The organism is Halopelagius fulvigenes (assembly GCF_055398025.1).
Genome location: NZ_AP043846.1, coordinates 212471 through 235368, shown reverse-complemented (window position 1 = coordinate 235368; position 22898 = coordinate 212471). Strand labels below are relative to the sequence as shown.

Here is a 22898-nt window from a genome sequence, read left to right as displayed (position 1 = left end):
TCGGACTACGACAACCACTCGTCGGGTTTGGTGTCGTAGTCAATGTCGGTCGCTTGGATGCGCTCCTCCAGTTCCGGGTCGAGGTCGTACGTCTCGAACGCCGACCCGTCGTACCGGATGCGCTTTCCGACCTCCTTGGGGACGGGTTCGCGGTTGCGGCGGCGGGCCACCTCCACCTCGTGTTCGTCGAACTCCTTGACGATGGTCATGAGGTTGACCGGCCGACCCCAGATGTCGTAGAGGCGTTCGAGGACGCCCTTCGCCTGCCTGACGTCCAGCATGATGCCGTTGTACTGGTGACCCAACAGCAGTTCGTTGCGGTTGTGGAAGTTGCCGTCGTAGACGGCGATGGTGGGCTTCCCGAAGTTCGTGAACTGCAGGAGCAGCTTCTTCTTGACGTCCTCGTAGTCCACGCTGGCGACGCGGAACTGGTCGGTCGAGCGCGTGAACTCGTAGGTGAAGTAGTTGTTGTCGGTGACGAACTCCTGCGTGAGGAACGCGTCGAGGAACGTCACGTCGTTGTGGCTCTCCCGAATCTCGCGCATCCGGTCCCAGCCGGCGGCGTAGTCCACGTCGTCGAGTGCCTCCTCGACGGTGTCGTACTGCTCGTCGTCGAACATGTACCGCGACAGCTGTTCGAGCTCGGACCGGCGGATGCGTCGGAGGAACCCGCGGTTCTGCGGCTTCACGAGCGAGAAGTGTCGCTCCGCCAGCCCCTCGTACGTCAGCACCTTCCACGGGTACGTCTCGACGTCCACGTCACCAGACTGCGTCTGGTGGCCCGCCGAGGTGTCCTCGGCGACGTCGCCCGAGAGGGCGGCGTCGAGGGCGGACCAGTCGATGCGCGGGTCGCCCTCGTCGAGTTCGGCGAGTTCGTCCAGCGTCTCCGGGCGGACGGAGTCGATGGCGGGGTTCGGCTGGATGAGCTCTTGGACCTCCCCGAAGTCGATGACCTCGTGGAAGTTCCGCCACGTGACGCCCTTCACGCGGAGCAGCTTGTCGGCCACCTCGCTGCGGTTCGTCGTGTTCTCGATGTACTCCCACAGCTCCTTCCCCAGCTTGTAGGGGTTGAGGCCGGGCGACCCGAGGACGCGCGCTTGGTGGTCGGCGTACGTGATGAACTCGTCCGTGCCGGCGAACTGTTCCTCGCCCATCATGAGCGACTCCCAGTAGGCGGCCCAGCCCTCGTTCATCACCTTCGTCATCTTCTGAGCGGCGAAGTAGTACGCCTCCGTGCGGAGCATGTCCAGCACGTCCTTCTGCCACGGTTCCATCTCGACGGCCTTGCCCTCCTCCTCGTCGTAGCGCATGCCGTGTTGGCGGACGAACGCCAGCACGTCCTTGCGCGGTTCGTCGAGTTTGGCGGCCTCCGCTTCGGCCTCGGCGAAGTCGTCCAACCACTCCTCGTCGAACACCTGCCGGCGCACGTCCGAGGAGATGTCCATGTCTTCGAGGCGCTTCCGGAGGTCCTCGGGTTGGACGCGTTCGCGTCCCTCTAAGGCGTCCGCGAGGGTCCGGTGTTGGTCGATGGTGTCTTCGAGACAGAGCGCGGCGTCGATGAACCGTTCGACCTCCTCGCGGTCTATCTCGGGGTCCTCCATGTACTTCTGGATAGCCTCGCCGTGGCGTTCGAGCATCGCCGCGGCGTCGAGTTCGGTGTCGCCGACGAACATGCCGAACCAGTCGTTGTTGCGGAAGAAGTCCGCGTGCGCCTCGACGTGGGTGATGACCGCCTTCTGGTCGGCCAGCGAGTTCGACTCCTGCAGGAAGGCGTGGCTCGGGTTGTCGTTGTTGACGATCTCGAACGCCTTGCCCATGCCGAACTGGTCCTGCTTGCGCTGGCGGTCGTACGTCATGCCCCACCGCCAGTGCGGGTAGCGCCGTTGGAACCCGCCGTAGGCGATGAGTTGGTTCATCTCGTCGTGGTCTACGACCCAGTAGTTGACCGGGTACGGTTCGAGTCCGAGTTTTCGCGCAAGGTTGCCCGCCTCCTCGACGGGTTCCTCCAGCGACTCTGCCTCGCGCCGCGCGGTCAGTCTGAAACGTTTCGTGCTCATTCTTGCTCCGTGCTCAGTATCTCGTATATCGCGTCCATCACGTCCTCCGGCGAGGAGACGTACGAGACGACGACGTTGCCTTGGTCGCTCAACGAGCGCTCGACCTCCTCGGCGTGCGTCGCGTTGATGGCGGTGCCGCCGGGTTGCGTCTCGACGTACGCGTGGAGGTTCGCGTCTATCTCGCGCATCCGGGGGATGACGTTCTCCGTCGTGTCGTTCGAGGAGTTCTCCGAGTCGCCCGCCGCGAAGACGTAGCGGTTCCACTCGCTCCACGGGTACTGCTCGTCGAGGATCTCCTTCGCGAGGTCGTACGCGCTGGAGATGCGGGTACCGCCGCCGGAGCGGATGCCGAAGAACTCCTCGCGTTCGACCTCCCACGCGTCGGCGTCGTGGGCGATGTAGACGAACTCGGCGTTGTCGTACTTGCCCGTGAGGTACCAGTCCAGCGGCGTGAACGTCCGCTCGACGAGTTCGCGCTTGCGTTCGCGCATCGACCCCGACACGTCGCGGATGTTCACCACGACGACGTTCTTCTGCTTCTTCTCGATTATCTCGGGGTGGCGGTAGCGCTCGTCCTCCTGTCGGAACGGCACGTCGCGGAGTCCCTCGCGGCGGATGCGCTGGAGCGTCGTCTGGCGTTCGACGTTCTCCTCCATCTCCTCGAAGGAGCTCCACTTCCCGCGTTCGTCCTCGTCGATGTCGTCCCACTCGTTGTTTATCCACGCGTGGGAGACGAGGATGTTCTGCTCGCGGCACCACCGGTAGACGGACTCGGGCGTCTCGCCCTCGACTTTCATCGCCTCGCGGACGAACTCGTCGTCGAAGTCCATCGACAGCTTGCGCTTCAACCCCTCCTTGAACAGGCGCTCGAAGTCGAGCGTGCTGTTGGGGCCGGTGCGCGTCACGTCGGTGAAGTCGCCCTCTATCTCCTCGATTACCTCCTTGCCCTTCGGTTCGAGGTCGAGGCCGAGCTCCTCGTCGAGCTGCTCGGCGAACTCCTCGGGGTCCATCTCGTAGTACTCGTGCTCTGCGCCCTCCTCGCCCGGGTCGCCGTCCTCGTCGCCGTCGCCGTCCCCGTCGCCGGGTTGCGGCGGACCGACGGGTTGGCCGACGTCGGGCGTGTCGCCTTTCCCCTGTCCGACGCCGCCCTGGTCGAGGCGGTCGTACTTGAACTCCGGGAGGTCGACGACCTTTATCGGTATCTGGATGCTCTCTGGTCCCGACCCGCCGAGGTTGCCGTAGCTGATGAACTCTTGGAGGTCTTCGCGGCGTTCCTCGCCGACTTCGCGGAACCGTTCGAGGTCTTCTCTCAGTCCCATCTGTAACGCACCTCGCGCATGACTGCGCGACTCGTGAGCTCGGCCGACGCTTCCGTGTACCCGGCGTCGACCATCCGCTCTATCGTGTTTTCTTTCACCTGTTCGGTCTCCGTGTTCGCCGGCGGGTCGTCCCACTGTGCGGGGTCGAAGTCCTCGAAGAGGCGGCGAACGTCGTCCCAGTCGTGCGACTCCAGCACCGCGCGGATGACCGGAATCTCCGAGAGCTCCACGTCCTGGACGGTGAATCCCTCGTCACGGTTCTCCCACGCGTAGCGGTTCAGCGCCGTGATGACCTTCTCGCGGCGGAACTCCTCGACGGTCGAGGAGGGGGTGTTGCCGGCGTACGCGCTCTCGTCGAATCGGCCGAGGTGTTCCGTCTCGAACAGTTTCATGATGAGGGGGTCGGGGTCGACGGGTCCGCGTTCGGTCTCCACCTGTTCGTCCGCCGCCCACGCGTACACGTGTTCGACGTACTGCTCGACCGTCTCCTGTTCGACGTTCTTCTCCGCGAGGACCGCCGACAGCACGTCCTCCTCCTGCCTGTCGAGGATGTACTCCTTGACGAGTGCGACGCGGCCCTCGTACTCGGCGCGTTCCGCGCGCGAGAACACTGGGGCGTCGTGGAGGCCCTCGGCCATCGCGTCCAAGACGTCCTCGGGCATCACTACCCCGCCCACGTCGAGGTGGGGGTGGTGTCTGTCCCTGTCGTCGTGGAGGAGGTCGGCGATGATATCGCGGGTGAACGTCACGGGGATGCCGTGCGTCCCCTCGGCGTCGGAGTCGAAGTCGAACTCGTCGATTCCGACGCGGGTGTCGCCCTCCTGGATGTAGCCCCTGTCGAACAGGAGCGCCTTGTCCACGATGTCGTACTCGCCGGGCACGTCCTCGGATTCGAGGCGCGTCACGACGCTGTACATCGCGGCGGCCTCGACGGCGTGGGGCGCGAGTTCGCGTCGCCGTATCGACCCCGGTCCCTCGCGCACGTCGAGGAAGACGGGCTGCTCGATGCGCTCCCGTATCTCCTCTTCGTCCTCGATGTCCCAGACCGGCCGCTGGTTCGTCAGTTCGCGGTGGATGAGCTCCGTCTCCAGAGAGAGGTTCGTCAGGTACCGGAACTCGTGTTTGTCGAGGCGGCGCTTCAGCGCCTTCAACGGGTCGCGCCCGTTCCTGTCGGCGTACTTGTCGAGTTCGACGTCGAGGTCCGGGTTCGAGATGATGACCATCTGGGTGTCGATGTCCATCCCGATTCCCTTGTCGAGCTTCACGTGCCCCTCGTCGGGGACGTTCAGCAGTTTCTGGAGCAGGTCGGCGTGCTGGGTGGCGTCCTCGACGATCGTCAGGAGGCTGTTACCCTGCGAGAGCACGCCGTCGTAGCTGAACGCCTGCGGGTTCTTCCGGCCGCGGGAGTCGAGTTCGCGGAGCATGCTCGGCATCCACGACCCGACCAGTCGCTCCTTGGGCGTGCCGTCGTCCTCCGAGTGGAGGACGCCGATGCCCTGCCCCACGTCCACGACGTAGTTCTTCACGCGCAGGTGTTTCGGGTCGGTGACCTCGCTGAACAGTTCGCGCTTGCCCGCGCGGCGGTACATCTCTTCGAGGTAGTCGTACGCCTCCCGGCAGAACGGGTCGAGGCTCTCGTTCAGCGACACCGGGATGTGGTCGCCGCCCCTGTCGTTCAGGTCGGCGAGCAGTTCGCGCTTCACGTCGTCCGGGAACACCGACAGCGGGTGCGACTGCACCGGACTCTCGTACCAGTCGTCCTCGCGTTGCTCGTCGGCGTCGCCGCCATAGGAGAGGCCGCGTGTGTCCGAGGAGGCGGCCGCGACGTTCCACTCGACGGTGTAGCGGCGGCCGGCCTCAGTCTTCGAGTACTCGCGGAGGCCGTTGACGAGACAGCGCTTCAGCTCCGACTTCCCCGTCGCCGTGGGACCGTCGAACCAGATTATCTTCTCGCCCTTCCCTCGCTCGGCGGCGATGGTCCGCAGGTCATCCACGAACCGGTTGAGCACCTCGGTGTTGCCGAGGATGGCGTGTTCGCCGTCGTTGGCGGGGTCGTCGAAGAAGCGGTAGCGCTGTCGCTCCTCGCCCTCCTCGATCACGGTCCGCGTGCCCTTCGACTCGATGGCCTCGACGAGGTACTTCGAGGCGTGGGAGGCGATAGACGGCTGTTCGAACGCCGCGTCGACGTACTCGCCGAGGCTCATCGGCTCCTCGTAGGTGCCGCGGAGGCGTTCGTCCGCCCGACGGATGTAGTTCTTCTTCGGTCCCATTACTGTATCACGCCTCGAGTTCGCTCTTTGCGACTTCTGCACCGGCGAACTCGAGCACTTCGCGGGCTCCCTCGCGGGAGTAGCCCTGTTCGACGAGGGCGTCTATCCACGCGTTGCGCTCGTCGTCGTCGAGCTCGTTCGCCGACACCAACGCCGAGAAGTTGATGTTGTGCTTCTTGTCCTCCCAGAGCTTGCGTTCGAGGGCGCGGCGGAGTCTGTCGTTGTCCTGCGGGTCGAACGCCTGCCCCTCGCGGGCGCGCCGCGAGACCCAGTTCGACACCTCTTGGCGGAAGTCGTCCTTGCGGTCCTCGGGGATCTCCAGCTTCTCCTCGACGGAGCGGAGGAACTTCTCGTCGGGTTCCTGTTCGCGGCCGGTGAGCTCGTCTTGGACCGTCGAGTCGTCGATGTACGCCATGACGTGGTCCATGTACTTCTCGCCCTGCCGCTGGATCTCGTCTAAGTCGTACGCCAGGGCGTGGCGGACGTCCTCGATGGCGCGTTCCTTGTACTCCTCGCGCACCATCTCGAGGTAGCGGTGGTAGCGTTCGAGGTTGTCCTCGGGGATCGAGCCGTGGTTCTCCAAGTTCTCCTCGAAGTGGCTGAAGACGTTCAACGGCGAGAGGTACGACCGACCGCGGTGGGTCGAGTCCATGATGGCCTCGGCTATCTCGTCGCCGATGAAGCGGGCGGAGATGCCCTCCATCCCCTCGGCGATGTCGGCCTTCGACTCGCCCTCCTCGCGGAGCTTCTTCACGTCCACGTCGTCGGCGTCGTCGATTTCGCCGTTGTAGGCTTTCGCCTTCTGCGTGAGCGTGATGTTGCTGCCGTCGGGTTCGACGATGCGGGTGAGGACGCCGAACAGGCCGGCCATCTCCAAGGTGTGCGGTTCGATGTGCATGTCCGGAACGTCGGCGTTCCGGAGCATCTTGCGGTAAATCTCCGACTCCTGCTCGTACTCCAGGACGTACGGGAAGTCGATGCGCTTGGTCCGGTCGTTGAACGCCTCCATCTTCTCGTCGCCCTTCTTCTCGCGGTACTCGGGCATGTTCGTCCGGCCGACGATGACCTGGTCGATGTCGATGCGCGGGTTGTTCGAGGGCTTGATGGTCTGTTCCTGCGACGCGTGCAGGAAGTCGTAGAGGAACTCCCGTTGCAGCTTCAGCAGTTCCTCGCCGGAGAACAGCCCGCGGTTGGCGTTACAGAACGCCCCGGAGTAGTCGAACGCGCGGGGGTCGGACTCGCCGTACACGGCGAGTTTCGAGTAGTTGACGTCGCCGGTGAGTTCGGTCTCGTCTTGGTTCTTCTTGTCCTTCGGTTCGAACGTCTCGACGCACTGGCGCTTGTTCTCGGAGGCGACGAGGCGGATCACCTCGACGTGGTTCTCCAACACCTGCTGTAAGTCGTCGTCGTAGTACGCCAGCAGGGTGTCCATGTAGAACTCCGACGCCGGGTCCAGCGCCTGGTCGTTGCGGATGGTGTACGGCGCGTCGAGCTGCTCGTTGAGGCGCTCGATTATCACGTCGCGCTGCTCCTGCGGAATCAGCACGAGCGGGTCTTGGTTCATGGGCGACTGCACGACGGCGTCCGCGGGGTCTTGGTCGCGGATGACGTCGGTCAGGTTCGTCCACCGGAAGGTGTACATCCGACCGTCGTCGCGCATCGTGTAGTCCTCGAAGTAGCGGCGGACCATCCAGTCGAAGTGCGACTTCCCGGAGCCGACGGGGCCGAGCAGCAGTTTGATACGCTTCTCCGGCCCGAGGCCGCGAGCGCCCGACTTCACCTTGTTCACGAACTCGTGGATGGACTCGTGAACTTCGCGGCCGTAGAAGGTGTTCTCCCCGTCGTGTATGGGGTCCTCCGAGGCCATCAGGTACTCGACGACGCCGGCTTCCTCGTCGTAGGCGGTGCCGTAGTGGTCGAACATGTCGGCAACGCGCTGGTGCGCGTTGCGAGCGATTCTGGGGTCGTCGTAGACCTCTTGCAGGTACCAATCGAAGCTCTTAGCCTCGCGGAGGTCCGCGGGCACGGAGTCTTTGTAGTGCTTGCTCAGGTCTGCGAGGGTTTCGATATCACCGTTCATTGTTGATAGACGGAGTCCCGAGGGACTGAGCGACCGTACGCCCGCGACGCGCCCGGAGAGCGTCGCAGCGAACGTTGGTAGACGCCGGCGAGCGACGCTCAGCGCCGGAGCTCTCGCTCCCGGTCGTCTGAGTTCGGCTCGTCGAAGTCCGGTTTCGTGGCATGCTTGTCCATACCACCCTCCTCGAACGCGCGACGGGTCTGCGACGGGCGACGGCGACGAGTCGACGAATAGCGACAGAACGTCTGGGGTTCGGCGGACGGTTCGGAGAGGGTCGGTCGCTCGGTCCGGTCGACCGAGACTAAATGTGTGTGAGTGAGCGACATACATAAGTCTTTCCGCGAGTAATTTTTGCCGTACGTCTAAATGCGGCACCTGAGCGGGGTGAACCCTCAGAATCTTCCCACAGTTCGGTTCCTTTATGTCTGACAGGAGTCCGACGGGGTGGGCGAACGGGCGACCGAAGGGGTGTTCCCCGTCCGCCGCCAACGGACGCGTATGAACGCCGACGACACCGCAGACGCCGCCGCGGAGGGCGACGCCCCCGCGGGGTGGACGCTGTGGAACGACGAACCGGGCGGGCGGCGAATTCTCGTCTACCGGCCCGACGTGTTCAGGGAGGGGGAGTTCCCCGCCGAGTGCCTGCCGACCATCTTCGTCTCGAACGGGTCGCGCGCGAGGCGTCCGGGGGCCGCCCAACTGGCGGGGACGACGTGGAACGTGACGCTGTACCTCGAACCGCAGGTGGAGGCGGCCCCGGAGACGTACGATAGCCGGGACGAGGCGGTGGCCGCCGCGGAGGAACTCGCGCGGCGGTTCGACGCCGGCGAGGTGGACTACCGGTCGCTGTATCAGGTGCCGCGCGAGGAGTACTTCGAGAGACTCGACGAGTTGACCGGGCGGGACGCACAACGTTATGCGGACGGCTCGACTAGTGACGACGAATGACGAAGGTCACGCTCATCGGGGACCGCCTCGCCGACGTCGGACGCGAGTTCGTCTACGAGGGTCCGTCCGAACTGTGCGAAGGGTGCCCGTACCGCAAGCAGTGTCTGAACCTCACAGAGGGGACCCGCTATCGGGTGACCGACGTCCGGGAGAACGCCCAACTGCTCGACTGCGCCGTCCACGACAGCGGCGTCCGAGCGGTCGAAGTCGAACCGGCCCCCGTGACGGCGAACGTCGCCACCAAGGGGTCCTACGCGGGGAGCAAAGCGCGCCTCGAAGGTCCCTGTCCGCACACGCAGTGTCCGAGCCACGAGTACTGCGTTCCGGACGGCGCGGCGTTCGACGAGGAGTACCGCATCAGCGAGGTCCTCGGCGACCCGCCGCACGAGGTCTGTCACCTCGACAGGGACCTGACGATGGTCGAGTTCGCGCCGAAAGAGGAGTAACCCCGTCCGCGCCGGAGGGAACGCGGGGCGAGAGCGAAGGAAAGGGGAGCGAACCGCGGCGACTCAGGCGAGCGTTCCGACTTTGTCCGCGGCGTAGCCGAACACGTCCTCGTAGCCGTACGCCGAGAGCAACACCGGGTAGAAGTCGCGGTCGGCGGTGAACTCCCGGTCATCCGCCGCCGCGAAGCGGTCGCCCGCCTCGACGAGTTCGAAGTTGTCCACGAACACCTCGTACTTGTTCGCGGGTTCCTTGGGGATGCGTTCGAGCATCCGGTACACCGACACCTCGTCGGCGTTGCGCCGTTCCAGGGAGACGGGCGATTCGGCCCCTTCTTCCAACGGCGCGGCGAGGACGCCCGTCGCGGCGAGGAACGCCCGGACGAGCCAGTAGGCGTTCTCGGCCGCCTCCTCGGTACCCTGCAGACCGCACTCGACGTCGATGTTGTGCGTGTGGTCGATGAGGCGGCCGCCGACGAACTCGGCCGTCTCGACCAGTTCCTCGATGGGGAGGTGCGGGCAGATGGCGCGCGAGGCGGCCCCGACGGTGTCCACGAGCGCGAACGGTCTCCCGTACGACTGCGTGGAGTGAAGCGAGAGCGTCGTGCAGTCGCGGACCTCCCGAAGCACGTCGTGCGCGAGGCGGCGTTCGTGGCTGTCGGCGTTCGGGTCGCCGGGGAACACGCGGTTGAGGTCCTCCTCGAGGTAGCGGACGTTCGCTTCGAGGGCCTCCTCGTTGGCGACGATGAGCTTCACCGGACGCTCCACGTCGGGTTCGGTTTCGATGAAGCGCTCTATCGCCCGGACGCCGCAGGGTTCGTCGCCGTGGATAGTTCCGACGACGGCCACCTCCGGCTTTCCCTCTCCCAGTTCGTAAATTCGCATGGAGACATTCAAACGGCGGAGCGGGAAATGGGTTAAGATTCGGGCCGATACGCGCCGACGCGCTAGTGGAGTCGCTCGACGTACTCGTAGTCCACGTCGTACGCCTCCGGCCGTTGGTCGTCTATCGTGATCTGCCAGCCGTGGAGCGCAGTCGGGTCTTCGAGCGCCGATTCGAGCGTCCCGCGCACGTCCGCGAGGTCCACGCCGTAGAAGTCGTCGGGTATCCCCCGGAGGTACTGCAGCGCGGTGGTGAAGAGCGACCGCATACCCGCGTCGTTCTCGAAGTCGAAGTGCTTGTACGCGCCGGCGGCGACCTGGACCATCCCGTGGAGGAACGCCGATTCCGCGCTCCCGGATCCGTAGTTGTACCACTCGTCTTCGAAGCAGTCGTGGCTCTCGTGGTAGTCGCCGGAGTTGAACAGGCGGACACCGTGTTCGACCGCGCGGCGGAGCGTCGCGTGCTCCCACACGCGGTCGTCCGTTCGCCACCCCGTCGGATTCCCGAGCGGCGGGGCGACGCTCGGGTCGCGGGTGTGTTCGTCCATACCGTCCTTCCGTTCGTGAGCGACGTAATCCCATCGCTCGAACGGGTCGGCCGAGCGGCGACGAAGCGCGGCGAGGCGGCGCACCGGGCCAAGGGCTATGGTTCCCGTCGTTCATCGTGTCGGTATGGCTACGACCGGCGAGCGTCTGGCGGAGGTTCCGACTGCGGCGGTGGACTGGGCGGCGGGAATCGCGGGGGTCGTCGAGGAGAATCTCCCCCGCGCGGCCGTGTTCGTGTTCATGTTCTTGGGCGTCGGGTTCGCCCCGTTCGGCGCGGGACTCCTCGCGGTTCTCTTCGCCGTCGTCCTCCCCGCTCTCGGCGTCGGCGGGTTTCTCCTTGCGAAGGAGAAGGTCCCGAGTCTCCTCCGTCAGAAACTCGGGCCGACGGAGCCGCGACGGTTCGACGAAGCGCCCCCGTCCGCCGTCGAACGACGGCCCGCGGCGGGCGAGTGAGGGGCCTCGCGGGGCGGCGCTTCGTCCCGCCGAACCGTCCCCGCGGAGAGCGGGATTCGGAACGTTTTAGCGGCGCGGTTCCCCACGAGTACACGCGCGAGGGTGGCCGAGTCTGGAAAAGGCGGCGGACTCAAGATCCGCTCTCGTAGGAGTCCGTGGGTTCAAATCCCTCCCCTCGCATTCTACGTCTCCGAGCGACAGCGAGGAGCGTGTATCTGACGGAGGATTTGAATCAGGGAGCGAACGAAGTGAGTGACCGTGGTTCAAATCCCTCCCCTCGCACTTTTGCCGACGAGTAAAACGAGGAGTGCAAACTACGGACGGAGATTCTCCGCACCCGACCGAAGGAGACAGCGGTCGCTCAGCGAGTTCGAAAACGGGGACCAGAAGACGCCCGCACGACGGGGAATCCGGCGGCGAGCGTCGCAACTCCCGCGAGAGAGGCGGAGCCAATTCGCGGGAGCGTCTACGTAAACGAGGGCCGACGGTGATACACGTTACGGCCGAAGAAAGTACGCCGGGCGCGACGAAACTGCGGCGAGTCGGAGAGAGAAAGGTCGTTACCGATCCGATGCGTCCGCACCGTCGCCGCCGTCGGTGAGGGGGCGTCCGCCGCTCGTGAGGACGGAGTCGGCCACTACCTCCACCTGCTCCGGGGACGGACGGGAGTCCTCGGAGCACTCCTCGCACACCTGCTCGATGACGTTCATCACGTCGTGGAGGTCGCCGCGCTCCGTCACGTCGGCGAACGCCTCTTCGTACGCGCTCGCCCAGTGAGTGAGTTCGTAGTCGTACGTACCGGTGGTCGGTGCAACCGCGTACTCGAGTTGTCGGACTGCATCGGCGGGGCGCATACCCAAATGCAAGGTCGGGAACCACAAAAAGGTACTCGGACTCGTAATTGAGTTAATTGTCGGGCAGAGTATGGGAGAGACCACCAGGGACGGGCGGGTACGACCCCGGAGCGGCGAGCTCGAAAGCGAGACGGAGCGTCTCCGAGCGCGGTTGTCGGTCAGGTTGGGTCGGTGTCCCGCCCGCCGTCGGGACCGGCGTTCTCGTCGCCGTTCTCTCCTTCGCCTTCGTCGGTTCCTCCTTCGGCGTCGCGTTCGCTCCCGTCGGCCTCGTTTCCGTCTTCGCCTTCGCCGCCGTCGCCGCCGTCTTCGGTTCCGCCGTCGGCCCCCGGCCCGGCGTCGTCCTCGTCGACGAGTCGTCGCATCGCCTGTAGGTACTCGGCGGCGACCAGCGGTTCGTTCTCGACGGTCTTTCGGACCTGCGCGCATCCGTGCCGGAGTCGCTCCTTCCCGGCGCCGGGCGGCACTTCCTCGTCCGTGACCGCCTCGACGGTTTCGAGGCGCGTCCGAACCGACTCCCCCTCACGGGTGCGCGCGTCCTCCGCGGCCTCCTCGAACAGTCGAGCGAGCGTCGCGCGAACGTCTGGCGGCAACTCCTCGGACACGTCCGGGAGAGACGCGACAGCGAGGGTAAAATCTGCTGGGTTCGGTCGGCGGAGCGAGTGTGCGATTCGCAAACCAAAAGTCGCGGCTCCTCCACGCATTACTATGGAACTCGACGAGACGGATCGGGCGATCCTCCGCATCCTCCAGGCGGACGCGCGAACCCCGTTCAGCGAAATCGCGCGTCAAATCGACATGTCCAGCGCCACCGTCCACGACCGAGTCGGTCGGATGGAAGAAGCGGGCGTCATCGAGGGGTACCACGCGAAAGTAAACGCCCGAGAGGTGGATTTCGGCACCTCCGCGCTCGTCGGTCTCCGCGTCCAACAGGGCCGCGAGGAGGACGCGCTCGAACGCCTCCGCGAGATCAAGGGCGTCCAAGAGGTTCACCTCACGACGGGCGAATGGGACGTGATGCTCCGCGTGTTCGCCGAGGACACCGACGGCCTGCGGGAACTCATGTTCGACGAAATCGCCGAGATGGATGGATTCTCGCGCTCGCAGACGATGGTTATCCTCGGAACCGACTTCGAGGACCGCTCGCTCCCCATCTGAGGGGCGTCCCCGCGGAATCCGAGCGCTGGCCGGTCCGCCGACGCGTCAGAGACCGGAATCCTCAACACCACCGACGCCGGGAATTGGGGTATGGCAACGGTTGCAGAACGGGTCGGCGCCGACCCCGAACGTCTGTGGGGCGGTTCGGTGGCGGTCATCCTCGCGGTTCTCGTCGGCGGATGGCTCGCCTTCCCCGAACTCGTCTACGACCGCTTCATCTGGCACTACTTCTGGGGACCGGTGCAGGCCGACGCCAACTCGGCGGTCTGTGCGGTGCGGACGAACGGCGTCACGCAGTACCTCGACAGCGCGCAGGCGTGCGCCGCCGCGCCCGAACCCGTGGCCTACCCCGGCTACACGCTCGTCTCGGAAGTCGGGTACATGGTCACCCTGCTGGTCGCCCTCTCGGGTCTCGTCTTCCTCCTCCGCCGCCTCGACATCGGGACGGAGCGGCGCTTCTTCTACGCTCTCCTGCCGTTCATGTTCTTCGGCGGCGCCCTGCGCGTCGTCGAGGACGCCAACGACACGCCCGGCGCGACGGACGCACTCATCAGTTACCCGTGGAACACGCTCGTCATCAGCCCGATAATCTACTTCACCGTCTTCGGCATCACGCTCGCCGCCGTCGTCGCGAGCGTCACGGCGGACAGGGCCGGACTCGTAGACGGGTACGAGAAGCCGCTGTTCGGCCTCGGAACGGGCGCGCTCGTACTCACGCTCGGCTACCTCGTCTCGCTGGTCGTCACCGGCGCGCCGGGCGTGGAGTTCTACCCGCAGGTGCTGGTCGCGACGCTCGTCGGGGCGACGCTCTCGGCGGGCGCGACGTGGTGGCTCATCGAACGCTTCGCGCCGGAGATAAACGCCGGAACGGGCCTCATCGGCCTCGTCATCATCTGGGGCCACGCCGTAGACGGCGTCGCCAACGTCATCGGTCTCGACTGGATGCCGGCGCTGAACGCCGGGCGGAACCTCGTGCCGAAACACCCCGTCAACCAGTTCGTCGTGGACTTCACGTCGAGCGTCCTGCCCGCGAGCGTCCTCGCGGTGACGGGCGACACGTGGCCGTTCCTCCTCATCAAACTCGCGGCGGCGACGTTCGTCGTCTGGGTGTTCGAGGAGGGCATCTTCGAGGAGAGCCCCCGCTACTCGATGCTGCTCCTCGTCGCCGTCCTCGCCGTCGGACTCGGCCCGGGGACGCGCGACATGCTCCGCGCGACGTTCGGCGTCTGAAAGGGGCGAGACTTTTTCTCGGAAGGGGCGGCCACTCGCCGCATCCGCCGCGGAATTACCGCACGGCGACCCGCGAGCGTCCGACACGCCGCCGTGCGGGCGGGCATCGTGTCGGCTGTTCGCCTACGGATACGGGTGGTACGGGCCGTCGAGTCGGGACTCGAAGCCCATCTCCTCGGGCACCGACGCCGCCCTGTCGCCGAAGAAGGGGTCGCCCTGAAACAGCGGTTGGGCCTCCGGAACCGCGACGCGGACCGCCTCGAACCCGAGTCGCTCCACGTCCTCCGTCGTCGTCCGCGCGGCGTAGGCGTCTAACCCCGCGTCGGCGACGCGTTCGACCACGGCGTCGAGTTCCGCCTCGCCAGTCGGCACCTCGTCGGGGCCGACGCTCGACGCCGGAACCGCCGGGCCGGCGTCCACGAACTCGCGGGCGGCGTCGGGGAAGTCCGCGTACGCGCCGATAGCGCCGCCTTCCGAACTCGCCTGCTCCGGTCCCAACGCACGGAGTTCCATCCAGTTCTGCAACGCCTCCGCGAGTGCGGACCGCGCGGCGTCTGCGGGGTCCAGCGACGCGCCCGACCCGACGGCGAAGTTCGGCCACTCGCCGTCGCGGTGGACCGCCGCGGCGACGACCGGAACGTCCACGTCCTGCGTGACCAAAAGCGGCGTCGCGGTCAGATCCTCCGCGCGCGCCCGCTTCTCCAGTTCGGCGTAGCCCTCGTCGTCCACGTCGAGGGCGAGGGGGTCGAACGTCGAGTACCACGACAGCATCGCGGCGTCGCGTTCGACCACCTCGTAGAAGCCCGACAGAAGCGCCTCCGCGCCCGAGTTCCCGAGGCCCAACCCGGTCGTGATGGAGGGTTTGTGTCGCTCGTTCGGCGGCGGGTAGTGGACGAACTCGGCGGGGAGAGACACCTCCGCGCCCGTGTCGAGGCGTTCGCCCGCGACCCACGGAATCGGCTCCTCGGGGTCGGGCGCGCGGTACGAGTCGGGACGCACGAACCGCGACGGGGAGACGGGGTTCGCGCGCGTTCGCTCCGGCGCGACGGTGAACTCCGACGACCGGTAGACGCCCGCGCAGTAGCGTTCGAGGCCCTCGCCGAGGGCTTTCATGAACGCGGCGTCCCAGTCGGGGTCCACGCCCGCCGCGAACTCGGCGGCGCGAGCGTCGCTGAACCCCCGCGTCTCCGTCGTCTGCGCGAGGTAGTAGGGGACCGGGAACGACTCGCGTTCGCCCACCTGTGCGACGACGCCGGTTCGGTCGTCGAGTGTGCGTTCCGCCCGCGCCAGCGAGTCGTCCACGCTCGCCTCGCGGTACTCCCGTCGCACCCGCCGGTCGCGGGTCGCGGGGTCCGGCACCGGCAGAATCGGTCGCTCGGCGACGACGCCCGTTCCGGCGACTTCCGCGACCGTACCGACCACCGCCCCCTCGCCCGCGAGGAGGGCGACGGCCCGCCGACCGGCGAGTGCGCCCGCGAGTCGGACGGCGCTTCTGTCCCCCGACGGCGACCCCTCGTCGTCCGTCGTCGCGGCGACGCGGGCGCAGAGGTCGGAGAACCGCGCGCCGTCGGTTCCGAACGCGGAGACGGTGGCGTCCACGGCGGCGACGGGACGGCCGCCGACGCCGCCGATTTCGACGACCACGAGTCGGCCGCCGCGTTCGTCCACCGCGTGCGGGGCGTTCGCCCCCGCGGGCGCGACGACGACGCTCAGGTTCGCGTCTCCCGCCTCGTCCGGCGAGACGTCGGCGACGGCGGCGTCCACGTCCTCGAACGCCGCGCGAACCGCCTCGGCGGCCGGGCCACTCCCGACGAGAGCGATGTCGTTGGATATCACGGGCCGATAGACGCACGAATCGGGGAAAAAGCGCGGGGATGTACGGCGGGACGCGGTGGTGGGAGGCGGAGTGAGACGCCGGAATGGGGAGAACGCAGGAACCGAGAGCGAAGTGAGATTGGACGCCCGGCGACGCCTACGAGAGGAGATCCTGGGCGACGCCGGCGAGTTGCGTCGAGTCGGCGTCGACCAGTCGGTCGTCGCCGAGTTTGAGGCGGAGTCGGGGGCGGCCGACGTCGATGGGTACCTTCTCGGTGTCGATGAGGCCCGTGTCTTCGAGTTTCGTCTTCGTCCGGGAGAACGTCGCCTTGCTGGCGATGCCGACGTCCTCGCCCCACTTCGAGATGTCGTAGAGGAGGACGTCGTTCCGCGCGGCGACGAGGAGGCTGATGGTCACCTCGTCGAGTCCGTCGCCGTCGCCGCGGGCAGTCCGAAGCGACGAGAGGACGGCGTCGAAGTCGTCGCGCGCCTCCGGCCCGATGTCGGCCTCCAGGGTCGAGCGAACCTTCGATATCGGCGGCGTTCGGAGTTTGAACGTCGGGGACTCCTCCCACTGAGTGCGGTACGTCTCGCGCGCCTGCGAGACGAACTCCTCGTCTTCGGTGACGAGTCCGGCAACCCGGTCGCCCGCGGTGACGAGTGCGACGACCGAATCGCCGGTCACGAGGAGGGCGTTCTCCGCCCCCTCGGTCGTCGTCCGCATCGACAGCGTCTCCGACTCGACGAGGTCGGCCGCGTTGCTCGCGACGATGAAGTCGTCCATCACGTCTTTCAGAAGCGATTCGTCGGCCACCATCCGGACGGTCGGAGTGTCTCCGCCGAGTTCGGACGCGACGTTGACGAGAGTCTCGACCACGTCCGCCGTCGGGTCGACGACGAGAACCTCCTCGCCGCCCGCCGAGAGGGCGGAGCGGAGAATCTCCTCGACCCCCTCTGCGAGCATATTAGAACGGATAGCCATACCCACAATATGAGCGCGAGATTATTTAATATTAACGCAGAAAGGAGGTCGTAATCACCTTCCTACGGTGTTGTAACAAGCCCAACAAGAGGAAATTCTGTTTTCAATCCGGGAAGTATACTGTTCGGATACCCAATTAATAAACTCGGTGTGTGAACGTATTCAGTTGTTCGGCGCGTCGTAATTTGAATCTGTCGTCTGCCGGGATGGTGTCCTGCGACCCTCCTCCCGGGCGTCCGTTGCACCGACGTGTACAGAAGAAGGGGCAGTCGTCGCCAAAGTGAACACACTTATTGGCCGAACGCGTCCCGTCTCATACATGGATTACAGTCACGTCCGCGACGCCGACCCCGCCGTCGCAGATGCGCTGTCGGGCGAAGATGAACGGCAACGGAACACGCTGGCGATGATAGCGAGCGAGAACCACGTCAGTCGCGCGGTCCTCGAAGCCCAAGGGAGCACCCTCACGAACAAGTACGCCGAGGGGTACCCCGGCTCTCGGTACTACGCGGGTTGCGAGTACGCCGACGAGGTGGAGGAACTCGCCGTCGAACGCGCGAAGGAACTGTGGGGCGCGGAGTACGTCAACGTCCAACCGCACTCGGGGACGCAGGCGAACATGGGCGTCTACCTCGCCATGCTCGACGCCGGCGACAAGATTCTCTCCTTGGAACTGAGCCACGGCGGCCACCTCAGCCACGGCCACCCCGCGAACTTCACGGGCCAACTATACGAGGTAGAGCAGTATCAGGTGGACCCCGAGACGGGGTACATCGACTACGACGACTTGGAGGCGAAAGCCGAGGAGTTCGACCCCGACATCATCGTCTCCGGGTACTCCGCGTACCCGCGCACGGTGGAGTGGGAGCGCATTCAGGAGGTGGCCGACGACGCCGACGCCTACCACCTCGCGGACATCGCTCACATCACGGGTTTGGTCGCCGCGGGCGTCCACCCCTCGCCCGTCGGCGTCGCCGACTTCGTGACCGGTTCGACGCACAAGACCATCCGCGCGGGCCGCGGCGGCATCATCATGTCCTCCGAGGAGTACGCCGACGACATCGACAAGGCCGTCTTCCCCGGCGGGCAGGGCGGCCCCCTCATGCACAACATCGCGGGCAAGGCCGTCGGCTTCCAGGAGGCCCTGCAACCGGAGTTCGACGAGTACGCCGAGCAGACCGTCGCCAACGCGAGGGCCCTCGCGGAGACGTTCAAAGAGGAGGGCCTCGAAGCCGTCTCCGGCGGCACCGACAACCACCTCGTCCTCGTGGACCTGCGCCCCTCGAACCCCGACACTACCGGCAAGGACGTCGAGGCGGCGTTGGAGGACGCCGGCATCGTCCTCAACGCCAACACCGTCCCCGGCGAGACGCGTTCGGCGTTCAACCCCAGCGGTATCCGCGCCGGCACGGCGGCGCTTACGACCCGCGGGTTCGACGAGGAGGCCACCCGCGAGGTGGGTGAACTCATCGCCCGCGTCGTGGACAACTACGACGACGAGGCCGTCGTCGCCGAGGTGTCCGACCAGGTGCAGGAACTCTGCGACGAGTTCCCCCTGTACGAAGAGGAGTAACCGGGTCGTCCGCGCCCGGCGCGCCGGACGCGACTCCGCGCCGCCTCTGCTCTCGTCTCCGCCGTCGCTCTCGCGCGTTCTCTCTCGTTCGCAGGCGCTGACGTGTCGCCCCTGCTTTTTGCTTCGCCGGCGCCAAGCGGACGCATGGTGACTCGGAGACGCCTCCTCGCTCTGCTCGGCGCGGCGAGCGTTCCGTTCGCCGGGTGTTCCGACCGCGAACGTCGAACGCCGGGAACCGAGAACCCGCCGGGCGGGTTCGGCACGCCCCGCGGCGACACCGCCACCGGGGTGAGCGTCTCCGAGACCGAGACGGAGACGCCGACGGAGACGGAGACGCCCGCCGAGACGGCGACGAACGGGACGGCGACGAACGAGACGGCGACGAACGAGACGGCGACGAACGAGACGGACGGGACGACCACCGCGACTGCGACGCCGGAGGGGTTGGACCTCCGGGAGGCGAACGTCGTTGCCGTCGACTGGCGGGTGATGAACGGCGTCCACCGGTTCGATGTGACGCTCTACCACGACGACGACGGCGAGGAGGGGTACGCGGACTGGTGGCAGGTAGAGACGACAGACGGGACGGTCCTCGCCAGACGCGACCTACTGCACTCCCACGGGACGCGCGAGTTCACGCGGTCGGAGAGCGTCAGGTTGCCGGACGGCGTGACGTGCGTCGTCGTCCGGGGTCACGACCAGACGCACGGGTTCGGCGGGCAGGCGATGGTCGTGAATCTGGAGACGGGGGAGACGACGCCCGTCCGGCAGGGGCCCAACCTGAACCCCGGCGTCGCCGACGGCATCTGCTGAGCGACTATCCACGAACGTGTCTATCTTCTCCGATTCCGACCTGCAGATATGCACGAATCCGCGAGTTTGAAGTGCGAGGGGGACGCCGGTGTAGGTATGACCGACATCATCGACGGCAACGCGGTGGCCGAGGACGTGCGCGCGGGCCTGACCGACGCCATCGACGCCCTCGACGAGGCGGGCGTGACGCCCGGTCTGGCGACGGTGCTGATGAGCGAGGACCCGGCGAGTCAGACGTACGTCTCGATGAAACAGCGAGACTGCGAGGAGGTGGGCATCGACGCCTTCGACTACGAACTCGACCCAGACGCCCCCGCCGAGGAACTGTACGAACTCATCGACGACCTGAACGAGGACGACTCGGTCCACGGCGTCCTCGTCCAGATGCCCCTCCCCGACCACGTGGACGAACGCGAGGTGCTCCGCCGCATCGACCCCGCGAAGGACGTCGACGGCTTCCACCCCGAGAACGTGGGCCGCCTCGTCGCCGGCAACCCCCGATTCAAGCCCTGCACGCCCCACGGCGTCCAGAAACTCCTCGACGCCACCGAGGTGGACACCGAGGGCAAGGACGTGGTCGTCGTCGGCCGGTCGAACATCGTCGGCAAGCCGATGGCGAACCTCCTGATACAGAAGGCCGAGGGCGGCAACGCCACGGTGACGGTCTGTCACTCCCGGACCGACGACGTGGCGGCGAAGACGAAGCAGGCGGACGTGGTCATCGCGGCCTGCGGCGTCCCCGAACTCGTCACCGGCGAGATGCTCTCTGAGGGCGTCGTCGTCGTCGACGTGGGCATCAACCGCGTCGACGCGGACAACGAGAAGGGGTACGAACTCGTCGGCGACGTGGAGTACGACTCCGCCGAGGAGAAAGCGAGCGCCATCACTCCCGTCCCCGGCGGCGTCGGCCCGATGACGCGCGCGATGCTGCTTTGGAACACGGTCAAGTCCGCCGGCGACGCCGCGGACGTCGACGTGAACCTCCCCTGACCGGCGGACGGACGAGTTCGCCGGACTACCGGTGCATCGAGACGACCAACCGCCCTTCTTCGCGCCGGACGCAGAGCGTCCCGCCGTCGATATCGAAGCTGTGCGCGTCGCGTTCCGAAAGCAGGAGGCGGTCGAACGGGTCGCCGCAGGCCGGACAGGCGACGCCGTCTCTGTTCTCGTACAGCGTCGTCTCGCCGGTGTCTCGGAGCAGTTTCATCCGGTGACGAACCGCGTGCTGGTCGAATCGGTCGGCCATCGGTCCAGACGCGTCCCGACGGGGCAAAGAGGTTAGGAAAGCCGAGCGAGTCTGTCGCGGGCGGTGGCCAGCGCCGTTTCGTCTCCGTCTCGGGCGTACGCGGCGAGCTCCCGCGCGACGCGGACGAGCGTCTCGGACTCTCGGAGCGACACGTCGCCTTCGAGGGCTTCGACCCGCGTCACGTGGTCGCCGAGCGTTTCGAGCGTCCGCCGCGCGTCGGAGTCCGGGTTGTCGTCGAGCCAAAGGGAGAAGTCGCGGCGGAACGCGGAGACGGCCTGCGCGTAGGCCAGTCCGCGCGCGGCGGTCATCGAGGGCGGTACCTCCTCGGGAGACGGGCGTTCGCCGCGGTCTGCGCCCCGCAGGAGCGAGATGACGTACAGGTGTTCGTCCTCGCTCACGTCGCGCAGTCGGGCGTACGCGTCGCCGGCGTGGAGGAGTTCGTTCGCCGCGAGGTGGGCGTCGTCTACGTCGCGGAGCTCGCCGCCGTTGATGAACCCCCGTTCGCGAACGTACGCGCGGAGGTCGGACTTCAGGTCGTCGAGTACGTCTTCGGGAAGCGCGTGGCGGCCCGTCGAAGCGTCCTCGTCGAACTCCCCGACGGCGTTCCTGTGCGGCGAGAGGTCGAGTTCCGCCGCGGCGTCCGTGTGGCGCTCCCGGTCGCCGACGCCGACGCTCCGGAGGCTTCCGCAGTTCGGACACGTGATGCTCCCCGTGTCGTAGTACGACCACTCCCGTTCGCAGTCCTTACAACGTCTGCGGCCCCGGATGCGCATACGTATCGGTGGGGCTCCCCGGATGAAAAGCCCGACGCCACGGCCCGCCGACGCGCGCCACCTTCTTGGCTCGGAGACGCCTACGAACGGGTATGCGCTCCGAGGAGGACATCCGCGACCAGTACGAGTTTCTGGCAGAACAGTTGGAGTCCGAGGAGATGCGCCACCAAGGCGTTCGGGAGCTCTTCACCCACTACAAGCGCGCCCTCGGGTGGGTGTTGGAAGAAGAGCACATGTGAGTCGAACCCGACGGACCAACAGTTCGGCCCCGCTGAGACTGTGATTCTGTGACAAACATTGACATCGGTCGGTATCTTTAAGCCCGACCGGCCGATAGTTGATATCGACGCTTCGCTTTGGAGGGCCGAAGCGTCAGCGGGGACCAATTCAGGGCGGCAAGCAACACGCGGATTTTCCGCGTGTCTTGCTTCCTTTTCGACGATACGAACCTGCGAGCGTTCGCTCTGTTCTGTACCAACGTGACCCGAAAAGCGCCGTAGCGGCGACGCGAATCGCGGCGGCGGCGTGAATCGTAGCGACGGCGTTACTCGATGCTGAGTTCGCCGCGTCCCGCGCTGCTTGCGTCGGCGTCCTCGTCCCACTCCAGTTCGAACTCGATGCTGAGTTCGCCGGTGGACGCTCCGCTCGACGTCTCGCGTTCCGCTTTCACCTCGAACGTCAGGTTTCCGGGGACCTGCACGTCCAGCGATTCCTCGCCCGCGCGCAACGAGACGCTCCCGTCGTCGTCGAGGCGGTCGGCCACCGACCGCAGGTAGGCGGCGATTTCGGCGCGACTGTGCGACGATTCCGTCTCGAAGAGTACTTCTTCCGGCATACCGACACAGACGTACCGGAAGGGCATAAGTCGTACACCGACCGCCGGCCGCGAGCGCGGTTCGGCGAGTGTGGTTAGTGAGACGACATTTCCTCGCGCGCGTGGCTCGTTCGCGCGGGCCACAGACAGCAGTTGTCACGCCGATGACGACATCTATCTCGAACGATGCGGCGGTACCTCGTCGGATTGGGGACGTCTAGTTCGATATGTTTATTTCAACCACACAGTAACACATCATCTGAATTTACCGATGTACGACCTGACAGGGTTTCAGCGTGACCTGCTGTACGTGATTGCGGGACTGGACGAACCACACGGCCTCGCCATCAAGGAAGAGCTAGAGGAGTACTACGAGAAGGAGATCCACCACGGGCGTCTCTACCCCAACCTCGATACCCTCGTCGAGAAGGGACTCGTCGACAAGGGTCAGCGTGACCGCCGGACCAACTACTACACGCTCACCCGCCGCGGCCGCCGCGAGATAAAGGCCCGGAAGGACTGGGAAGCGGACTACATCGACATCAAGTACGACGGAATCAGCGCCTGAGCGGCCGGTTCGCGGTGAGACCGCCCCGCCCCCGTTCGAACGGTTCGTCCGAACGATAGCGCCCTCTGAGCGACGTC

Annotated in this window: 23 protein-coding genes and 1 tRNA gene; 11 read left to right on the top strand and 13 right to left on the bottom strand. The window is 66.3% G+C overall.

Translation table 11 applies throughout. From position 1 onward, the window contains the following. Positions 1-5 precede the first annotated feature (5 nt). From ACZ522_RS05470 to ACZ522_RS05455, 4 genes are read right to left on the bottom strand one after another with little or no spacing between them, the layout of a single operon-like run. Positions 6-2057: a SpoVR family protein gene (locus ACZ522_RS05470; protein ID WP_379694244.1), complete on the bottom strand. Its 2052-nt coding sequence runs from the start codon at positions 2055-2057 to the stop codon at positions 6-8. Next, the gene (locus ACZ522_RS05465; protein ID WP_379694247.1) at positions 2054-3376 is read right to left on the bottom strand and encodes a YeaH/YhbH family protein; all 1323 of its coding nucleotides are present in this window, start codon (positions 3374-3376) and stop codon (positions 2054-2056) included. The genes ACZ522_RS05470 and ACZ522_RS05465 overlap by 4 nt, the downstream gene beginning before the upstream one ends. Next, positions 3367-5646: a PrkA family serine protein kinase gene (locus ACZ522_RS05460; protein ID WP_379694249.1), complete on the bottom strand. Its 2280-nt coding sequence runs from the start codon at positions 5644-5646 to the stop codon at positions 3367-3369. Before ACZ522_RS05460 ends, ACZ522_RS05465 begins: the two co-directional genes overlap by 10 nt. Before the next feature lie 7 nt (positions 5647-5653). Further along, positions 5654-7726 carry a PrkA family serine protein kinase gene (locus ACZ522_RS05455; protein ID WP_379694251.1) on the bottom strand — a complete coding sequence of 691 codons (2073 nt, stop codon included), beginning with the start codon at positions 7724-7726 and terminating at the stop codon, positions 5654-5656. 498 nt (positions 7727-8224) lie between these two features. Between ACZ522_RS05455 and ACZ522_RS05450 the strand changes: the two genes are divergently transcribed. Together ACZ522_RS05450 and ACZ522_RS05445 are read left to right on the top strand one after the other, a co-directional pair. After that, on the top strand, positions 8225-8674 hold the full coding sequence (locus tag ACZ522_RS05450; protein WP_379694253.1) for a DUF5820 family protein: 450 nt from the start codon (positions 8225-8227) through the stop codon (positions 8672-8674). Next, the gene (locus ACZ522_RS05445) at positions 8671-9120 is read left to right on the top strand and encodes a UPF0179 family protein (RefSeq protein WP_379694255.1); all 450 of its coding nucleotides are present in this window, start codon (positions 8671-8673) and stop codon (positions 9118-9120) included. The genes ACZ522_RS05450 and ACZ522_RS05445 overlap by 4 nt, the downstream gene beginning before the upstream one ends. Positions 9121-9183: 63 nt before the next feature. Here ACZ522_RS05445 and ACZ522_RS05440 read toward each other — a convergent pair whose 3' ends face one another. Next, the gene (locus tag ACZ522_RS05440; RefSeq protein ID WP_379694257.1) at positions 9184-10002 is read right to left on the bottom strand and encodes a M14 family metallopeptidase; all 819 of its coding nucleotides are present in this window, start codon (positions 10000-10002) and stop codon (positions 9184-9186) included. A gap of 62 nt (positions 10003-10064) precedes the next feature. After that, positions 10065-10547: a DUF309 domain-containing protein gene (locus ACZ522_RS05435; protein ID WP_379694259.1), complete on the bottom strand. Its 483-nt coding sequence runs from the start codon at positions 10545-10547 to the stop codon at positions 10065-10067. Positions 10548-10671: 124 nt separating this feature from the next. Between ACZ522_RS05435 and ACZ522_RS05430 the strand changes: the two genes are divergently transcribed. Both ACZ522_RS05430 and ACZ522_RS05425 read left to right on the top strand, forming a co-directional pair. Next, on the top strand, positions 10672-10998 hold the full coding sequence (locus ACZ522_RS05430) for a hypothetical protein (RefSeq protein WP_379694261.1): 327 nt from the start codon (positions 10672-10674) through the stop codon (positions 10996-10998). A 96-nt stretch (positions 10999-11094) separates the two neighbouring features. Then, positions 11095-11178: transfer RNA gene (locus tag ACZ522_RS05425), tRNA-Leu, on the top strand. A 380-nt stretch (positions 11179-11558) separates the two neighbouring features. On the opposite strand, the gene ACZ522_RS05420 is transcribed toward ACZ522_RS05425, so the two are convergent. After that, entirely contained in the window at positions 11559-11852 is a 294-nt protein-coding gene (locus ACZ522_RS05420; RefSeq protein ID WP_379694263.1) for a hypothetical protein, read from the bottom strand. A gap of 158 nt (positions 11853-12010) precedes the next feature. Further along, positions 12011-12454, bottom strand: coding sequence for a DUF8101 family protein (locus tag ACZ522_RS05415; RefSeq protein ID WP_379694265.1), 444 nt, complete (start codon positions 12452-12454; stop codon positions 12011-12013). A 103-nt stretch (positions 12455-12557) separates the two neighbouring features. Here ACZ522_RS05415 and ACZ522_RS05410 point away from each other — a divergent pair, with 103 nt between their 5' ends. Further along, positions 12558-13007, top strand: a complete 450-nt coding sequence (locus tag ACZ522_RS05410; protein WP_379694268.1) for an Lrp/AsnC family transcriptional regulator — start codon at positions 12558-12560, stop codon at positions 13005-13007. 90 nt (positions 13008-13097) lie between these two features. Next, complete coding sequence (locus tag ACZ522_RS05405; RefSeq protein WP_379694270.1) at positions 13098-14237, top strand: DUF63 family protein; 1140 nt, start codon at positions 13098-13100, stop codon at positions 14235-14237. A gap of 123 nt (positions 14238-14360) precedes the next feature. Here the strand turns inward: ACZ522_RS05405 and ACZ522_RS05400 are convergent, their stop codons facing one another. Further along, on the bottom strand, positions 14361-16073 hold the full coding sequence (locus ACZ522_RS05400; RefSeq protein ID WP_379694273.1) for a YcaO-like family protein: 1713 nt from the start codon (positions 16071-16073) through the stop codon (positions 14361-14363). A gap of 136 nt (positions 16074-16209) precedes the next feature. Then, positions 16210-17034 (bottom strand): transcriptional regulator TbsP, encoded by an 825-nt coding sequence (gene tbsP / locus ACZ522_RS05395; RefSeq protein ID WP_464391796.1) that lies wholly within the window; start codon positions 17032-17034, stop codon positions 16210-16212. Positions 17035-17353: 319 nt separating this feature from the next. Between tbsP and glyA the strand changes: the two genes are divergently transcribed. From glyA to folD, 3 genes are all read left to right on the top strand, one after another. Then, a complete protein-coding gene (glyA, locus tag ACZ522_RS05390) occupies positions 17354-18607 on the top strand; it encodes a serine hydroxymethyltransferase (protein ID WP_379694278.1) in 1254 nt (417 codons plus the stop codon). Between the two features lie 144 nt (positions 18608-18751). Continuing rightward, entirely contained in the window at positions 18752-19420 is a 669-nt protein-coding gene (locus ACZ522_RS05385; protein ID WP_379694281.1) for a hypothetical protein, read from the top strand. A 96-nt stretch (positions 19421-19516) separates the two neighbouring features. Then, positions 19517-20410, top strand: coding sequence for a bifunctional methylenetetrahydrofolate dehydrogenase/methenyltetrahydrofolate cyclohydrolase FolD (gene folD, locus ACZ522_RS05380; protein ID WP_379694284.1), 894 nt, complete (start codon positions 19517-19519; stop codon positions 20408-20410). Positions 20411-20435: 25 nt separating this feature from the next. On the opposite strand, the gene ACZ522_RS05375 is transcribed toward folD, so the two are convergent. After that, positions 20436-20666: a DUF7385 family protein gene (locus ACZ522_RS05375; RefSeq protein WP_379694286.1), complete on the bottom strand. Its 231-nt coding sequence runs from the start codon at positions 20664-20666 to the stop codon at positions 20436-20438. Between the two features lie 32 nt (positions 20667-20698). Further along, the gene (locus ACZ522_RS05370; RefSeq protein WP_379694289.1) at positions 20699-21439 is read right to left on the bottom strand and encodes a DUF7117 family protein; all 741 of its coding nucleotides are present in this window, start codon (positions 21437-21439) and stop codon (positions 20699-20701) included. A gap of 92 nt (positions 21440-21531) precedes the next feature. On the opposite strand from ACZ522_RS05370, the gene ACZ522_RS05365 reads away from it, so the two are divergent. After that, positions 21532-21678 carry a hypothetical protein gene (locus tag ACZ522_RS05365; RefSeq protein WP_379694291.1) on the top strand — a complete coding sequence of 49 codons (147 nt, stop codon included), beginning with the start codon at positions 21532-21534 and terminating at the stop codon, positions 21676-21678. 305 nt (positions 21679-21983) lie between these two features. On the opposite strand, the gene ACZ522_RS05360 is transcribed toward ACZ522_RS05365, so the two are convergent. Next, entirely contained in the window at positions 21984-22274 is a 291-nt protein-coding gene (locus ACZ522_RS05360) for an amphi-Trp domain-containing protein (RefSeq protein ID WP_379694293.1), read from the bottom strand. A gap of 250 nt (positions 22275-22524) precedes the next feature. On the opposite strand from ACZ522_RS05360, the gene ACZ522_RS05355 reads away from it, so the two are divergent. Then, positions 22525-22821 carry a PadR family transcriptional regulator gene (locus tag ACZ522_RS05355; protein WP_379694295.1) on the top strand — a complete coding sequence of 99 codons (297 nt, stop codon included), beginning with the start codon at positions 22525-22527 and terminating at the stop codon, positions 22819-22821. Positions 22822-22898 lie beyond the last annotated feature (77 nt).

What these genes read in the sequence shown, in the direction of transcription:
- ACZ522_RS05455 (WP_379694251.1), bottom strand. Translation starts at nt 7,726, where the DNA reads ATGAACGGTGATATCGAAACCCTCGCAGACCTGAGCAAGCACTACAAA.
- ACZ522_RS05420 (WP_379694263.1), bottom strand. Translation starts at nt 11,852, where the DNA reads ATGCGCCCCGCCGATGCAGTCCGACAACTCGAGTACGCGGTTGCACCG.
- ACZ522_RS05370 (WP_379694289.1), bottom strand. Translation starts at nt 21,439, where the DNA reads ATGCGCATCCGGGGCCGCAGACGTTGTAAGGACTGCGAACGGGAGTGG.
- ACZ522_RS05375 (WP_379694286.1), bottom strand. Translation starts at nt 20,666, where the DNA reads ATGGCCGACCGATTCGACCAGCACGCGGTTCGTCACCGGATGAAACTG.
- ACZ522_RS05440 (WP_379694257.1), bottom strand. Translation starts at nt 10,002, where the DNA reads ATGCGAATTTACGAACTGGGAGAGGGAAAGCCGGAGGTGGCCGTCGTC.
- ACZ522_RS05450 (WP_379694253.1), top strand. Translation starts at nt 8,225, where the DNA reads ATGAACGCCGACGACACCGCAGACGCCGCCGCGGAGGGCGACGCCCCC.
- ACZ522_RS05460 (WP_379694249.1), bottom strand. Translation starts at nt 5,646, where the DNA reads ATGGGACCGAAGAAGAACTACATCCGTCGGGCGGACGAACGCCTCCGC.
- ACZ522_RS05445 (WP_379694255.1), top strand. Translation starts at nt 8,671, where the DNA reads ATGACGAAGGTCACGCTCATCGGGGACCGCCTCGCCGACGTCGGACGC.
- ACZ522_RS05465 (WP_379694247.1), bottom strand. Translation starts at nt 3,376, where the DNA reads ATGGGACTGAGAGAAGACCTCGAACGGTTCCGCGAAGTCGGCGAGGAA.
- glyA (WP_379694278.1), top strand. Translation starts at nt 17,354, where the DNA reads ATGGATTACAGTCACGTCCGCGACGCCGACCCCGCCGTCGCAGATGCG.
- ACZ522_RS05410 (WP_379694268.1), top strand. Translation starts at nt 12,558, where the DNA reads ATGGAACTCGACGAGACGGATCGGGCGATCCTCCGCATCCTCCAGGCG.
- ACZ522_RS05365 (WP_379694291.1), top strand. Translation starts at nt 21,532, where the DNA reads ATGCGCTCCGAGGAGGACATCCGCGACCAGTACGAGTTTCTGGCAGAA.
- ACZ522_RS05470 (WP_379694244.1), bottom strand. Translation starts at nt 2,057, where the DNA reads ATGAGCACGAAACGTTTCAGACTGACCGCGCGGCGCGAGGCAGAGTCG.
- ACZ522_RS05385 (WP_379694281.1), top strand. Translation starts at nt 18,752, where the DNA reads ATGGTGACTCGGAGACGCCTCCTCGCTCTGCTCGGCGCGGCGAGCGTT.
- ACZ522_RS05405 (WP_379694270.1), top strand. Translation starts at nt 13,098, where the DNA reads ATGGCAACGGTTGCAGAACGGGTCGGCGCCGACCCCGAACGTCTGTGG.
- ACZ522_RS05430 (WP_379694261.1), top strand. Translation starts at nt 10,672, where the DNA reads ATGGCTACGACCGGCGAGCGTCTGGCGGAGGTTCCGACTGCGGCGGTG.
- folD (WP_379694284.1), top strand. Translation starts at nt 19,517, where the DNA reads ATGACCGACATCATCGACGGCAACGCGGTGGCCGAGGACGTGCGCGCG.
- ACZ522_RS05360 (WP_379694293.1), bottom strand. Translation starts at nt 22,274, where the DNA reads ATGCCGGAAGAAGTACTCTTCGAGACGGAATCGTCGCACAGTCGCGCC.
- tbsP (WP_464391796.1), bottom strand. Translation starts at nt 17,034, where the DNA reads ATGGCTATCCGTTCTAATATGCTCGCAGAGGGGGTCGAGGAGATTCTC.
- ACZ522_RS05435 (WP_379694259.1), bottom strand. Translation starts at nt 10,547, where the DNA reads ATGGACGAACACACCCGCGACCCGAGCGTCGCCCCGCCGCTCGGGAAT.
- ACZ522_RS05355 (WP_379694295.1), top strand. Translation starts at nt 22,525, where the DNA reads ATGTACGACCTGACAGGGTTTCAGCGTGACCTGCTGTACGTGATTGCG.